This window comes from Deinococcus sp., assembly GCF_025362455.1.
GTDB lineage: Bacteria > Deinococcota > Deinococci > Deinococcales > Deinococcaceae > Deinococcus.
The window spans coordinates 1-14,697 of the sequence record NZ_JANYGJ010000044.1 but is presented as its reverse complement, the minus strand read 5'-3'; the positions used below and the strand labels follow the sequence as shown (position 1 = coordinate 14,697).

General features: G+C 64.1%; 13 protein-coding genes. 4 read left to right on the top strand and 9 right to left on the bottom strand.

What is annotated here, in order from left to right; all coding sequences use genetic code 11:
• Nucleotides 1-3 precede the first annotated feature (3 nt).
• The 3 genes from Q0R23_RS03155 to secA form a co-directional block, all read right to left on the bottom strand.
• A complete protein-coding gene (locus tag Q0R23_RS03155; protein ID WP_293910337.1) occupies nt 4-756 on the bottom strand; it encodes an ABC transporter substrate-binding protein in 753 nt (250 codons plus the stop codon).
• Between the two features lie 297 nt (nt 757-1,053).
• Entirely contained in the window at nt 1,054-2,232 is a 1,179-nt protein-coding gene (ugpC, locus tag Q0R23_RS03150; protein WP_293910279.1) for a sn-glycerol-3-phosphate ABC transporter ATP-binding protein UgpC, read from the bottom strand.
• Between the two features lie 704 nt (nt 2,233-2,936).
• Nucleotides 2,937-5,540 (bottom strand): preprotein translocase subunit SecA, encoded by a 2,604-nt coding sequence (gene secA, locus Q0R23_RS03145; protein WP_293910277.1) that lies wholly within the window; start codon nt 5,538-5,540, stop codon nt 2,937-2,939.
• A gap of 107 nt (nt 5,541-5,647) precedes the next feature.
• Here secA and Q0R23_RS03140 point away from each other — a divergent pair, with 107 nt between their 5' ends.
• Together Q0R23_RS03140 and Q0R23_RS03135 are read left to right on the top strand one after the other, a co-directional pair.
• Nucleotides 5,648-5,884, top strand: coding sequence for a KTSC domain-containing protein (locus tag Q0R23_RS03140; RefSeq protein ID WP_293910275.1), 237 nt, complete (start codon nt 5,648-5,650; stop codon nt 5,882-5,884).
• A 7-nt stretch (nt 5,885-5,891) separates the two neighbouring features.
• A complete protein-coding gene (locus Q0R23_RS03135; protein ID WP_293910273.1) occupies nt 5,892-6,377 on the top strand; it encodes a hypothetical protein in 486 nt (161 codons plus the stop codon).
• Between the two features lie 23 nt (nt 6,378-6,400).
• Here Q0R23_RS03135 and tsaD read toward each other — a convergent pair whose 3' ends face one another.
• The 5 genes from tsaD to Q0R23_RS03110 form a co-directional block, all read right to left on the bottom strand.
• Nucleotides 6,401-7,411: a tRNA (adenosine(37)-N6)-threonylcarbamoyltransferase complex transferase subunit TsaD gene (tsaD, locus tag Q0R23_RS03130; RefSeq protein WP_293910271.1), complete on the bottom strand. Its 1,011-nt coding sequence runs from the start codon at nt 7,409-7,411 to the stop codon at nt 6,401-6,403.
• Nucleotides 7,408-7,797, bottom strand: coding sequence for a VOC family protein (locus Q0R23_RS03125; protein ID WP_293910269.1), 390 nt, complete (start codon nt 7,795-7,797; stop codon nt 7,408-7,410). Before Q0R23_RS03125 ends, tsaD begins: the two co-directional genes overlap by 4 nt.
• A 117-nt stretch (nt 7,798-7,914) precedes the next feature.
• Nucleotides 7,915-8,283, bottom strand: a complete 369-nt coding sequence (locus Q0R23_RS03120; protein ID WP_293910267.1) for a barstar family protein — start codon at nt 8,281-8,283, stop codon at nt 7,915-7,917.
• Nucleotides 8,280-8,780, bottom strand: coding sequence for a ribonuclease (locus Q0R23_RS03115; RefSeq protein WP_293910265.1), 501 nt, complete (start codon nt 8,778-8,780; stop codon nt 8,280-8,282). Before Q0R23_RS03115 ends, Q0R23_RS03120 begins: the two co-directional genes overlap by 4 nt.
• 105 nt (nt 8,781-8,885) lie before the next feature.
• Complete coding sequence (locus Q0R23_RS03110; RefSeq protein ID WP_293910263.1) at nt 8,886-9,713, bottom strand: undecaprenyl-diphosphate phosphatase; 828 nt, start codon at nt 9,711-9,713, stop codon at nt 8,886-8,888.
• 97 nt (nt 9,714-9,810) lie between these two features.
• Here Q0R23_RS03110 and nth point away from each other — a divergent pair, with 97 nt between their 5' ends.
• The gene (gene nth / locus Q0R23_RS03105) at nt 9,811-10,485 is read left to right on the top strand and encodes an endonuclease III (protein WP_293910261.1); all 675 of its coding nucleotides are present in this window, start codon (nt 9,811-9,813) and stop codon (nt 10,483-10,485) included.
• Between the two features lie 130 nt (nt 10,486-10,615).
• Nucleotides 10,616-11,359 (top strand): zinc ribbon domain-containing protein, encoded by a 744-nt coding sequence (locus Q0R23_RS03100; RefSeq protein WP_293910259.1) that lies wholly within the window; start codon nt 10,616-10,618, stop codon nt 11,357-11,359.
• Nucleotides 11,360-11,570: 211 nt separating this feature from the next.
• Here Q0R23_RS03100 and polA read toward each other — a convergent pair whose 3' ends face one another.
• Nucleotides 11,571-14,360 carry a DNA polymerase I gene (polA, locus tag Q0R23_RS03095; RefSeq protein ID WP_293910257.1) on the bottom strand — a complete coding sequence of 930 codons (2,790 nt, stop codon included), beginning with the start codon at nt 14,358-14,360 and terminating at the stop codon, nt 11,571-11,573.
• Between the last annotated feature and the right edge of the window lie 337 nt (nt 14,361-14,697).

Sequence of the window (14,697 nt, the reverse complement as noted above, 5' to 3'; positions counted from 1 at the left end):
GTGTCACTTGCAGCGGATATCCTGCCCGAAGGTCTTCTTGCTCAGCGCCGCGTAGCTGCCGTCCGCGAGGGCTTTGGCCAGTGCGCCGTTGAGCTGCGTGACCAGGCTGGTGTTGCCCTTTTTGACCGCCATGGCGACTTTCTCGGAAAACAGCAGCTCACCCTGCACCAGCTTGCCTTTCTGGGCCTTGACCAGATCGATGCCGGTAAACTTGTCGCCCACCCAGGCGGCGGCGCGGCCCGTCGTCAGGGCGATCTGGGCGTCGGTGTCTTTGGGGTAGACCAGGCTTTTGACCCCAGGCAGCTTCTGGACGTTCTCCAGGTAGGTGGTGCCGACCTGCACGGCCACGATCTTGCCCTTGAGGTCCGCCGCCGTTTTGGGACCACCCACCTTGCTGACGATGGCGCCGCCGGTGCAGTAGTGCGGGCTACTGAAGTCCACGGCCTTGAGGCGCTCCGGCGTGATGCCGTGCGAGGCGATCACGAAATCGTAGCGGTCTTGCTGCAAGCCGATCAGCAGCCCGTCGAAGGGCGCCGTGACCCACTCGTACTTGACGCCCAGCTTGCTGGCCAGTTCCTGCGCCAGGTCGACCTCGAAGCCGCTGAGCACCTTGCCGGTCAGCACGTTGAACGGCGGGAAGGCGCCCTCGGTGGCGATTTTGATGCTGCCCGCCGCCTTGATCTGCTCCCAGGTCCGGGCCTGGGCAACCGAAACGAGGAGGCTCAGAGCGCTGAGGGTCAGCAGGGCACGTTTTATATTCGTCGTGGTTCCATTCGCCGTGGTTACATTCGCCGTGGTTGCATTCTTCATGGGGCCTCCAGGATGGGGTCGAGCGGGTTCAAACTTGAGCGTAATGTAGCGCAGCCGAGCTGACGTTGTGCTGAAGTCAGCCGGTCAAGCGTTGCGGCGACCTGGCAAATGTAAAGTCAGGGTCGCCAGACGGGTCGCCACAGCAAAAAGGCAGCTCCCCCGATCTGGGAAAGCTGCCTGCTGAATGGTCGGCACGGTCTCGTCTCAGTCCAGACTGGTATCGGTTCCCAGACTGGTATCGGTTCAGTCGTCTGCCGAAACGGCGCTCTTGCTAAAGCGGCTGGTGCTCTCGCTCCCATCGGCCTGACCACGGGTGCCCTGCGGCTGGCCCCGGTCAATCACGTCTTCGGTGCCGGTGTCGAAGGCGTGCAGGCGGGTGGTGTCGACCAGGATGTCCACCACGTCGCCGGGCTTGATGTGGGCGTGGCCCTCGACCTTGGCGACCATGGTCTGGCCGTTGATCTCCAGCATGAAGTCGGTCTGGGCACCCAGCGGCTCGACGACCAGCACCTTGCCCTGAAGGAAGTTGTCGCCTTCGGGGATGTTGCTCACGCCGCGCACGCCGATGTGCTCCGGACGGATGCCCATGAAGACGTCCTTGCCCTCGTAGGCCTTGAGGCTGTTCGCCAGCACACCGCGCGGCATGATGCGCGAGTTGCCCACCTGGAGCATGCCGCCGCTCACGCGGGCGGTCAGGAAGTTCATGCTGGGGCTGCCGATAAAGCCCGCCACGAACTTGTTCTTGGGGTAGTCATATAAGTTCAGCGGCGTGTCGACCTGCATCATCACGCCGTCTTTCATGACCACGATACGGTTGCCCAGCGTCATGGCCTCGACCTGATCGTGGGTCACGTAGATGATGGTGGTGCCGAGCCGCTGGTGAATCTGCGAGATCTGAGAGCGCACTTCCACGCGCAACTTGGCGTCGAGGTTGGAGAGCGGCTCGTCCATCAAAAAGACTTTCGGCTCGCGGACGATGGCGCGTCCCATCGCCACGCGCTGACGCTGACCACCGGAGAGTTCCTTGGGCTTGCGGCCCAGCAGGTGCTCGATCTGGAGGATCTTGGCGGCGTCGCGCACGCGCTTCTCGATCTCGTCTTTGGGGGTCTTGCGCAGCTTGAGGCCGAAGGCCATGTTCTCGTAGACATTCATGTGCGGGTAGAGCGCGTAGTTCTGGAACACCATGGCGATGTCGCGGTCCTTGGGCGGCACGTCGTTGACCACCCGGTCGCCGATCTTCAGCACGCCGTCGGAGATGTCTTCCAGGCCCGCGATCATGCGCAGGGTGGTGGACTTGCCGCAGCCCGACGGCCCGACGAAGACCATGAACTCACCGTCGGCGACGTTCAGGTTGAAGTCGGAAACCGCCACGTTCTTGTTGCTGTAGCGCTTGTAGATATGTTCCAGAATAACGTCTGCCATGTTGCGCCTACCTTTATAGCCCCTGCTCTTCCCTGTGAGCGTCCTCAGAGAATCGGGGTGCATGAATGACTGCGGTGGTGTCCGTTGTGGCCGAGCTGACAAGGTAGTGTAAGCGCTGGAATGGGCCTGTGACAAGCGTGTCAGATTTCATTTATGGGGAGTGGGGAGGCTTGTGGCGTGTGGCTTATGGCGTGTGGGAAAAGATGGGGCGCGGAAGGCGGTGCGCGGTGAAAGAGGAAGGGCATGAGCTGGCGCTCACTACCCCTCACCCCGCTGCTGCGCAGCGCCCCTCTCCCAGGGGTAGAGGGGTCAACGACGCGCACTCAGACGCTGTTTTTCGCTAGAGTAGACCACTACCTTCCAGCGGAGTCAGTTATGGGCTTATGTGGAGCACGGGCGCCCTACGTGACCTACACGATGTGGAGAACGCAGTGAGACAAAGTGCGTCTGAAACGGACGGGATGTACCATGCACAGCGCAGCGACCAACTCCCTCGCCCCATCGGGGCGGGGGCGTCTTGGGCAGAGCGGCACCCGTATGGGGCCTGCCCGCTGGGGGGTGGGGGAGCCGACGCATTGGCAAAAAGCTGAAGCCTATGCAACGCCGCATCACCATCCAGCCACGCACGCCAACCAGATGCTGCATCACCGTCCAGGCAAAACAAAACCGCCCACCTGCAACATGGGCGGTCCGCAGCGCAGCCCTCAGCCGCCGAGTTGCATCCGGAACACGAACTTGCTCACGTCGGCCTTGAGCGTGTCCACCATCTCGTTGAACATGTTGGTGGCCTCGAACTTGTACTCTGTGAACGGGTCGCGCTGGCCGTAGCCGCGCAGGCCGATACCCTGGCGCAGCACGTCCATGCCGTGCAGGTGCTCCTTCCAGTGCTGGTCCACGACTTGCAGCAGCACGTAGCGAGAGAGCTGATTGAGCGTCTCGTCGCCCATCTCGGCCTTGCGGGCGTCGAAGGCGTCGGCGGTGGCTTCGAGCATAGCCCGGTGGGCTTCTTCCGGCGGGCGGGTTTTCAGCGACTCGAAGTCGAAACCCTCCAGTTGCGGAATGGCGTCGAGCATGGCAGCCTGGAGCCCCTCGGTGTCCCAGTTCTCGTGATCGGCGTCGAGCGGGGCGAACTCGGCGAGCTGCATCTCCACGAAGTCGGCGATCATGCCTTCGACGCTTTCTTCCACGTCGGTATCCGGCCCCAGCAGCACCTCGCGGCGCTGGCTGTAGACGGTTTCGCGCTGCTTGCTCATCACGTTGTCGAACTCCAGCAGTTGCTTGCGGGTGCTGAAGTTGCGGTCTTCCACGCGGGCCTGGGCGCGTTCGATGGCGCCGGTGACCATCCGGGCCTCGATGGGTTGGGTGTCGTCCATGCCGAGCTTGTCCATCATGCCGACCACCCGGTCGTTGGCGAACAGGCGCATCAGCTCGTCTTCGAATGACACGAAAAAGCGGCTGGAACCGGGGTCGCCCTGACGCCCGGCGCGGCCCCGGAGCTGGTTGTCGATGCGGCGCGACTCGTGGCGTTCGGTGCCGATGATGTGCAGTCCGCCCACCGCCTTGACCTTCTCATGATCGGCCTCGGTGGCCTCCTGCATGGCCTGGGCCTGCGCCACGAAGGCGTCGGTCATGCCCACCACCTCGCGGCCCAGCTCCAGCGCCGCCGGGTCCTTGCGGCCCACCGCGTTGATAAACGCCTCGGCCTCCGGCGCGAAGCGGCTGACCCCGAAATTCTGCTCGATGGCCTCGCCCAGCAGGAACTCGGCGTTGCCGCCCAGTTTGATATCGGTGCCGCGCCCGGCCATGTTGGTGGCGATGGTGACCTGGTGGCTGCGCCCGGCCTGCGCCACGATGCTGGCCTCCTGCGCCTCGTATTTGGCGTTCAGGACGTTGTGCGGGATGTTGGCCTCATGCAGCATGGTCGAGAGCAGTTCGGACGTGTCGATGCTGACCGTGCCGATCAGAATGGGTCGCCCGGTCTGGTAGAGCGACACCACCTCGCTGACCACATTCACGAACTTGCCGTGGCGGGTGCGGTAGATCAGGTCCTCGGCGTCGCTGCGGATAACGGGCCGGTTGGTCGGCACCACCAGCACATCGGAGCCGTAGATGTCCAGAAACTCCTTTTCCTCGGTCTTGGCGGTGCCGGTCATGCCCGCGAACTTGTCGTAGAGCCGGAAAAAGTTCTGGTAGGTGATGGTGGCCAGCGTCTGATTCTCGTTCTCGATCTTGACATTTTCCTTGGCCTCAATCGCCTGGTGCAGCCCCTCGCCGTAACGGCGCCCGGTCATGCTGCGCCCGGTGAACTCGTCGATGATGACCACCTCGCCCTCGGCGTTGACGATGTAGTCGGTGTCCTTGTGGTACAGATCCTTGGCGCGCAGGGCCTGGGTAATCATGTGGGCCTTGTCCATCTGCTCCGGGCTGTAGAGGTCGTCGATGCTCAGCAGGCGCTCTAACTTGGCGATGCCGCCTTCGGTCAGGTGGACGGCCTTGCTCTTCTCGTCGATGGTGTAGTCGCCGGTCGGCTCGGTGCGCTTGACCGGATCGGCGACCTCGCCTCTGGTCAGGCGCTTGACCAGTTTGGACATCACGTAGTACTGATCGGTGGCCTTCTCGGCGGCGCCGGAGATAATCAGCGGGGTGCGGGCCTCGTCCACTAGAATGCTGTCCACCTCGTCCACGATGGCGTAGTGCAGCGGGTAATCGGCGCGCAGCACCAGTTGCTCGCGGGCCTGGGACATGTTGTCGCGCAGGTAATCGAAGCCCAGTTCCGAGTTGGTGATGTAGGTGATGTCGCAGCCATACGCGGCCTGGCGCTGCTGGGGCGTCATGTCGCGCTGGATCACCCCGACGCTCAGGCCCAGGGTGCGGTAGAGCAGGCTCATCTCCTCGGCGCCGACGCGCACCAGGTAATCGTTGACGGTCACCAGGTGGGCGCCTTTGCCGTCCAGGGCGTTGAAGGCCAGCGCCAGGGTCGCCACCAATGTTTTACCCTCGCCGGTTCGCATCTCGGCGATGCGGCCCGCGTGCAGCGCCGCGCCGCCGATAAGCTGCACGTCGTAGTGGCGCTTGCCGATGCTGCGGCGACTGGCCTCGCGGATCAGGGCGAAGGCGGGCACCATCACGTCGCCTAAGCTCTCGCCGCCCTCGGTCACCCGCATTCTCAGGGCCATGAAGGCGGCGGCGAGGTCTTCGGTCTGCTGGGTGGCTTCTTCCAGCGCGTTGACGGGCTGCACGACGGTTTTGATGAGGCGTTGCACGTCGCGCTGGTTGTTGTCGAACATCTTGTTGAGGACACGAAACATAGTTTGGGCAGTATAGCCCGCCCAGGCTGAGCAAGGGAATTGAGTGGCCTCGACTCAGATTCAGTGAGGGGCGAGGGGTGAACACCGACCGGGGTAAACTGAGCGGCATGACTCCAGAGAGCGAGCTGGTACCGGTCGAATCCAGCATGATTCAGGCGGTGGGCTACGACGCCGCCGCGCAGGTGATGACCGTGCAGTTCGGCAGCGGCAAGCTGTACGAGTACCGCGAGGTGCCGCCGGACGTTCACCAGGGGTTGATGGATTCCGGGTCGAAAGGCCAGTACATGAACGGGAACGTGATCGACTGCTACCCGGCGTCGCAGGTGAGGCGGGGGGGGCGGTGAGAAAAAATTGAAACGCTCTCGCTGGACAGCAGGAACACTTGCTCTGGCTGCGTTGGCTGGGGCTGGAGCATTTGCCTTTCACAAGGTGATGGTGAGCTTAAATGCTGCTCGCGCTTTAGCCGAAAGTCCAGAGAACAAAACCACCGCTGGCGTGGACAAGGATCAGAATGGCATCCGAGATGAGGTTGATGCTCTGATTGCTAAAGAGTATCAAGCGACGCCCGCTCAAACAAAGGCTGCTCAAAACTTGGCGAGAATTTTGCAAATCACTGCTCAATCAGGCGAAATGACGAGACCAGAGGCGTTGGTACTGGCAAATAAAGCGTCAGACGCAATTGGATGTTTCATGAGTGCTACATCCGAAGAAAAAATGAGTTCGCAGACCATGAAGCTAATTGACTTTACTTTCAACACGGCTGAGAGGCAAAAGAATGACCGCCGTTACAGCACTCTGTTGTCTGGTCAAGCTTTCACTATAAAAGACTGCAAGTAGTCAGCTCTCTCCTCACCGTTCACTCACTCCACGTTCGCCAGCGGCGCATACGCCACCGCACCGTCCCCCAGCCCATGCGCCGCCCGCCCACTTCTGATGGCCGCCGCTCCGGCCAGGGCGATCATGGCGCCGTTGTCGGTGTTCAGGCCCTGGCCGGGAAACACGGCTCGCAACTCCGACTTCCCGAACGCTTCCCGCAGCGCCGTGTTCGCCGCCACGCCGCCGGAGACGACCACCGTTTCGCGGCCCAGGTGCTCCGCCGCTTTGCGGGTCACGCGCAGCAGATGCTTGATGGCCACCGCCTGAAAACTGGCCGCCAGGTCTGCCCCGCTCGCCCCGGCCCGGTGCGCCAGCAGCGCCGCCGTTTTCAGGCCGCTGAACGAGAAATCGTAGCCACTTTGCCCCAGCATCGGCTCCCTGAAGGCCACACCTGTGGGGTCGCCGCGCTTGGCCGCCTCGCTGATCGCAGGGCCGCCCGGATAACCCAGACCGGCCAGCCTCGCCACCTTGTCGAAGGCCTCGCCCGCCGCGTCGTCACGGGTGGCGCCCACCAGGCGGTATTCGCCCTCCGAGAGCACGTCGAACAGGTGGGTATGCCCGCCGGAGACGACCAGGGCCAGGTACGGCGCTCTCAACTCGGCCTCGCTAGCGGCGGCGTAGATGTGGCCTTCGAGATGATGCGCGGCGTAGAACGGCACACCCAGCCCCTGAGCCAGTCCCTTGCCGTACATCAGACCCACCAGCAGGGCACCCACCAGGCCGGGGCCGGAGGTGGCCGCCACCGCGCCGATGTCGGCCACGCTGACTCCAGCCTCCAATAGTGCGTCGTCCATCACGGCGTCGATGCGCTCCACATGCTCGCGGCTGGCGAGTTCGGGCATCACGCCGCCGTAGCTGGCGTGGACCGTCTGGCTCCAGATGCGGTTGGCGCGGACCTCCATTCGCCCACCAGAGTGCAGCGCCACCAGGCCCACACCGGTATCGTCGCAGGAGGTGTCGATACCCAGAATCAGGATTGGCTCGGCGGTGGTCACTGGCCGGTCCAACCGTAGGGGCGCGTGATGACTTCCAGGCCGTGCCCTGCCGGATCTCTGAAGTACACGCCGCGCCCGCCGTGGTTGGTGTTGATCTGACCTGACAAGGTGCCTTGCGGGTCGGCCCAGTGCTCGATTTCACCGCTCAGCAGCCGGGCATATATTTCGTCGAAGCAGCCATCATCCACCAGAAAGGCGTAATGCTGCATCTGGATCTCGGCCACGCCCGGTTCGGCGAACTGAAGGTGAACGTCGTCGCCCAGACTCACCGAGGTAAACGGCCCCCAGGACGTTGGTGCAGGTCGCCCGAACAGCTCAGCATAAAACGACGCGGACCCCTGCCGATCCCGCGCAGCGATGATGGCGTGATTGAACTTGATGGTCATAAACAACCCTCTCAGCGTGCGGGCACCGCTGTCTCAAGCAGCCGGATAGCAGGCACGACACGCGTGAACGCAGTCTAGCCAAAATCGGCTGGGACACCAAGTACGCCGCCTCATGGCTCAGTCACGCAGCAGCCACAGCGACTGATGCACCTCAGCAAGTGCGACCTGAGCATCGAGCAACACGCTGGTCAATTCTTCGGCCAGTTCGGGACAGCGCTCAGTAAAATTCTCCAGCCCGGTCAGCAGCAGCGCCCGCCGCGAGTGTCCAACTTCCGGGTCGGCCAGCACGTCGTAGAGCGCGTCCCAGTTATGGCCGAAGTCTTCACCGAGTTCGAGACTACTGGCGAAGGCGTTCATCAGGCCGTGTTTGTTGTGCAGACTGGTCAGTTCGATTTCGTGCAACTCGACTCCGGCGTGCCCGGCCCGCTCACGCACCCCGGCGGGCGCGATCTGAATGCCGTCCGGTGCACGCTCGAACAGGTTCACGGCGCCACCTTCCGGAAGCTGGCGTAGTGGTCGCCCGTGTAAAAACAGTTGGCACTCGAATTCAGAGGCGGCCCACACACGATTCGCCGCGCCCCCCGGTCAGACGACCCCGGCGTGCGGACGGTGTACTCGCGGTACTCGCCCCTGGGCCGCTTGGGCAGCACGCCCTCGCGGTTGCCGAAGCTCACGCCGTCGCGGGCGTAGGGGAACGGGCCGCCGCGCTCGATCAGGCTCAATATTTTTTGGCCTTCGGGCGGCAGGGCGGCGCGGGCGACGAAGGCCAGGCCACTGTCCGGGTCACGGGCACCGGCTGGTAGGCTACGGCGCGTGCTGGACATGGTGGCGGGCGCCGTCCGAGTCTGGCTGGACTGTGATTGACTGGCCTGGGTCTGACTGGCCTGGCTCTGGCTGGACCTGGCGGGCGACGAACAGGCCACCAGTGCGCCGCACAGCAGCAGAGCGCCCCGGACAGGGAGTTTGAATCTTGAGAAGCGCATGGTCCCAGCATAAGGCGCGGGCGGAGATTGAAACTCACATGGTCATTTCCTGTTCAGCGCAGCAAAAGACCCCGCCACCCGGACGGGGTTCAGCTCCTATCCAGCTCAGGCGCGGTTGAAGTTCTGAATCACGCCGGTTGAGATCAGCACCAGAATTACGATACCGATAATGACGCGGTAGATGGCGAAGCCCTTGAAATCGTGCGTGCTGACGAAGCGAAGCAGCCAGCCGATCACGAAGTACGCCACGATGAAACTGGTGACAAAACCGATGCCCACGTTGGTGATCCCCGCCGTGCCCAGTTCGCTGCGGTGTTTGACGAAATCGAGCAGGGTGGCGCCGCCGAGCACCGGAATGCCCAGGTAAAAGCTGAACCTGGTGGCGGTGGGCCGGTCCAGGCCGGTCAGCATCCCGCCCAGAATCGAGCTGGCCGAGCGCGAAAAGCCGGGCCACAGCAGGGCGATGCACTGCACCACGCCGACGGTGATGGCCTGGGGCAAGCTGATCTCTTCGAGCGTGCGGGTGCTCACGGCCCTGGGGCGCAGCTCGATGAGGTACATCAGCACGCCGCCGACGATCAGCGCCCAGGCGACCACGCTGGGGTTAAACAGCGCCGCCTTGATCTTGCTGCCGAACAGGGCGCCCAGAATCACCGCCGGAATGCAGGCTACCAGAATGCCCAGCCACATCCGCTGGGTGCCCTTGTCGAAGCTGATGTCCTGAGCCTGGCGCACCAGATCACGCCAGTAGTACACCACGACGGCCAGGATGGCGCCGCCCTGGATGACCACCTCGAAGGTGCTGAGGGTACTCTTGGGCCAGGGCACCTTCAGCAGATCGCCCGCGACGATCAGGTGGCCGGTGGAAGAGACGGGAAGGAATTCGGTGAGCCCTTCCACGATGCCGAGAATGATGCTGTATAGCCAGTCCATGTCGGGGGCAGCTTAGTGCATCCGTGGGCGATGTCACGTCAGCGGAAGGTATAGGCCGGGGGTGGAGGCCAGCCGCTGCGGCGCTAAGCTGAGCGCCATGCCGCCTCGCCTGCTCGCCAAGCGCGTTCCCGCTGCCTTTAAGCGCCGCGCCGCCGATATTCTGGCTGAACTCACCGCACTCTACCCGGACGCCCGCACCGAACTGGAGTACGCCAGCCCCTTCGAGCTGCTGGTCGCCACCGTGCTCTCGGCGCAGGCCACCGACAAGAGCGTCAACGCCGCCACGCCCGCGCTGTTCGCCGCCTACCCCGACGCCGCCGCGCTCGCCGCCGCCCCGCTGGAGCACGTCGAGGCGCTCATCAAACGCATCGGGCTGTTTCGCAGCAAGGCGAGGAACCTGGTCTCTCTCGCCGGACTGCTCCAAGAACGCCACGGCGGGAAGGTGCCCAACGACTTCGCGGCGGTGGTGGCGCTGCCGGGCGCCGGGCGCAAGACCGCCAACGTGGTGCTCAGCAACGCCTACGGTATGCCCGCCATCGCGGTGGATACCCACGTGGGCCGTTTGAGTCGCCGCCTGGGCCTGAGCACTGAAACCAACCCCGATAAGGTCGAAATGGACCTGCAACGCCTCTTCCCGCAGGGGCGCTGGATCTTCTTGCACCACGCCCTGATCTTGCACGGGCGGCGCGTCTGCGAGGCCAGAAAACCGCTGTGCCCGGCCTGCTCCCTGGCGGCCCTCTGTCCAAAGCTCGGCACCGATTACAGCGCCTGAACCGACCCTGAAACAGCACCGAGAACTGGCCACAAAACCGGCGCCAAAACCAGCCCAGATGAGGCAGAACCAAGAAGCCTTAAGTTTGTGTGCGCCCTTACCGCCGCCGCGCCGGGGTAGAGTAGAGGTGATGAGTGCCAAGACGAATGCCGAAACACATGAGAGTGGACCACTAGAACGGCTGTATCGCGTGCAGGGACTGGACCAGGAACTGGACCGCCTGCACGGCGAGGAAGGCCATATTTCCGATGAGCTTCGCGCCGCACGCACCGAGCAGGGCCAGATCAACAACCGGCTGGAAGACACCGAGATCGAGCTTGAAAAAGTGGACCGCCAGATTCGTCGACTCGAACTCGATCTGAGCAGCAGCAACGAGCAGGTGGCCCGCAACCGCGCCGAGCAGGAGCGCAACGCCACCAACGCCAAATTGCAGTCGCAGTTCGAGAGCGTCATCTTGCAGCTTTCCGAGCGCGTCTCGGACTACGAGGAGTCTCTGGCACCGCTGTACGTGCAGCAGACCGCCCTGCGCGAGCGGGCCAGCGGGCTGCGCGGCGAGCACAAGGCCCTGCGGCCCGCCCTGAGCAGCCTGGAGGGCGCCGACGAGGCCCGCGTGCTGGAGTTGCGCGCCCAGGGTGAGGGTGCCCGCCAGGAACGCGCCGGACTGATCGGCAACCTGGAGCCCCGACTGGTCAAGGAATACGAGATGATCCGGAGGGGCAAAAAAGGCATCGGCATCGTGTCGTACACGGCGGGCCGTTGCCAGGGCTGCGGCGTGATGTTGCCGGTCAACATCCAGCAGCGGGCCGCCAGCGGGAGTTTGCCGCCGGTCAAGTGCCCCTCGTGCGGGCGCATCCTGATCAAACTGGCGATCTAGAGCAGATGTCATAAAAAGGGTCTTTTTATGACCGAGCGGAGCGAGTAGTTTTGACTGAGCAAGGCGCAGAATGGAGGCGCGGGGAGGCTGTTTTCCCCGTGGCGTACTTCGGAGTACTGCTCTAGACTCGGCACAACTCAAGCACGACACCGTAAAACCCCCGACCACTTCTCCGGTCAGGGGCGGATGTTGACTTTGATACCGGGCTGGCTTATTTGGCGTCGTACCAGTTCGGCCCGCGCCCGACTTCCACGTTCAGCGGCACGCTCAGCTTGGCCGCGCCCATCATGGTGCGGCGCATCAGCGCCTCCACCTCGTCGGCCTTGCCTACCGGCGCTTCGACGAGCAGTTCGTCGTGGACTTGCAGCAGCATCCGGGCGCCCAGCGCCATCAGCGGGCCGTCGAGCCGGATCATGGCGATCTTGATGATGTCGGCGGCGGTGCCCTGAATCGGCATGTTGTAGGCCAATCTCTCACCGGCCTCGCGGACATTGCGGTTGGTGCTGGTCAGCTCCGGCACGTAGCGGCGGCGCCCGTAGAGGGTTTCCACGTAGCCTTTCTCGCGCCCGTCGGCGAGCGTCTTGTCGATGTAGCCGCGAATGCCGGGATAGGTCTCGAAGTAGCGCTCGATAAAGCCGCTGGCCTCGGCATACGGGATGCCCAGATCGCGGCTCAGGCGGTGGGCGCTCATGCCGTAGAGCACGCCGAAGTTGACGGTTTTGGCGGCCCGGCGCTGGTCGGCACTGACCCCGCCCTCCTCGACGCCCAGCACCTGCGAGGCGGTGCGGCGGTGGATGTCGGCCCCGGTCTGAAAGGCCTCCTGCATCAACAGGTCGCCGGAAATATCGGCCAGCAGCCGCAACTCGATCTGTGAATAGTCGGCGGAAATCAGGGTGTAACCGTCCTCGGCCACAAAGCCCTTGCGAATCTCGCGGCCCGTCTCGGAGCGAATGGGGATGTTCTGGAGATTCGGATTCAGGCTGCTCAGGCGCCCGGTGGCGGCCACCGTCTGGGCGAAGGTGGTGTGCAGCCGCCCGGTGCGCGGGTCGATCAGCTCCGGCATCGGGTCGAGGTAGGTGCCGCGCAGCTTGCTCAGCTCGCGGTATTCCAGCAGCGCGGGGATGATCGGGTGCTCGTCACGCAACGGTTCGAGCGTCGCCACCGCCGTGGAGCGTTTGCCGGTCAGCTTAGTTTTGCGCCCCGATTCGAGCCGGAGTTCGTCGTAGAGCACGGCTTCGAGCTGGTCGCGGCTGCTGACGGCGAAGGGTCGCCCGGCGTGGGCGTGAATCTCGGCCTCCAGCACCTGCAAGCGGGCCCCCATCGCGCCCGACAGGCCGCGCAGGTAGGCCGCGTCGATTTTGACGCCGCGCACTTCCATCCGCGCCAGCACCTTCGAGAGCGGCTTTTCGATGTCCTCGTAGAGCTTCAGGCGCCCCTCACCCAGCTCCGGGCGCAGCAGTTCCATCAGTTGACCGCTGAGCGCCGCCCGCCCCGCCGCGTCGTCCGGCCACAGCGCCTGCAAGTAGCGCTGAGACACGCCGGGCATGGCCATATTCGCCGGATCGAGCAGGTAGGCGATCAGCAGCGGGTCGTCGCCGGGCTCGACCTGGGTGCCGCGCACCTGGAGATGCGTCGCCAGCGCCTTGGCCCCGGCGGCATTGACCTCGCGCTGGCCTATGAATTCGGCCTCGCTGACCAGGCCGGGATGCACCGGCACGGGCTTGGTCGCCCTGACTTTTTTCGGTTTGCCCGACACGGATTGCGCTTCGCCGAACAGGTTTTCTTCGGGCGGCGGCGCTGGCGGCTCTGCGGCTTCCGGCGGCTCTGCGGCTTCCGGCAGCTCTACCGGCGCCGTGCGGGTCAGCTCACCGTCATAGGTGGCGGCCTGGCGCAGCTCGGCTTGCAGGTCGTCCTCCCGCGAGAGCACGTAGCCCCACATCACGCCCGCACCGGGGGTCTGCCAGGGCGCCCTGGCCACCTCGCGCACCTGGCTGTGTGGTTGGGGTTCCGGGGCTGCCCGCCCAGGGACGTTGACTGCCTGGCCGCCCAGGTGGCCGCCGCGCAGCGCCTCGATGTCGCGCCGCACGCTGCCCAGGTCGAGTTCAGCCAGCAGCGCTTCGAGTGCCAGCGGATCGCCCGCGCCGCAGTGGGTCGCCAGCTCGATGTCCAGCGGCAGATCGGTGACCATCACCGACAGCTCACGGCTCTTGTTGACGTCACTTAAGCTGGCCACGATCTTCTCGCGGGCGCTTTTCGGCTCCAGGCTGCCGTCCTGGGCACGCCGCAAAATCTCGTCGAGGCTGCCGTAGTCTTGCAGCAGCTTCGAGGCGGTCTTGGGGCCGATGCCGCGCGCGCCGGGAATATTGTCGGAGGCGTCGCCGGTCAGCGAGCGGTAATCGACCCACTGCGAGACGCTCACGCCGTACTTTTCCAGCACGTCCGCCGGGCCGAGCAGCCGGAAATCGCTGGTCAGCACCTTGACCCGCTCGGTCAGCAGTTGGTAGCTGTCGCGGTCCGAGGTCACGATCACCGCGCTCATGCCGTGCGCCTCGGCCTTTTTGGCCAGCGTACCGATCACGTCGTCGGCCTCGTAGCCGGGCACTTCCAGGCGCGGCAGGCCCATGGCGTCCACCACGGCCCGAATCCGGTCGATCTGGGCAGGCAGATCGGCGGGCGTCTGGGCGCGACCCGCCTTGTAATCGTCGTACTGCTCCTTACGAAAGGTCCGGACCGGCGGGTCGAACACCACGATCACCTGGTTGCTGCGCTGCTTCATCAGCCGCGTGATCTGGCGCAGAAACCCCAGAATGGCGTGCGTCGGCTCACCGGACTTGCTGCTCAGCGGCGGCAGCGCAAAGTACGAGCGAAACGCCAGCGCGTGCCCATCGATCAGCACGGCGGTGTCTGGAGCTTTGACAGCAGGCGCAACGGGAGCTACCGGCTGGGTACCTGGAAGCTGTGCCTCTGTACTCTGGGAATCTGGGGCGGAAGCAGACGTCATAGGCTCACTCTACCGCGAATGCGCTCGTGTATTTGCGTATCCGGGTCAAATGATTCGTCTTTGAGCGAGCTGCCTCTAGAGCAGATGTCATAAAAAGGGTCTTTTTATGACCGAGCGGAGCGAGTAGTTTTGACTGAGCAGGACGCAGAATGGAGGCGCGGGGAGGCTGTTTTCCCCGTGGCGTAATTCGGAGTACTGCTCTAGGTGCCAAATCATCGCTTCAGAAACGTGCATCGGCAACTTGAATTCGTCGAAAGCGGAAAGGCATGAGCTGGCGCTCACTTGCCCTCACCCTTCCGCCGCTACGCGGCTCCCTCCCTCTCCCAGAGGTAGAGGG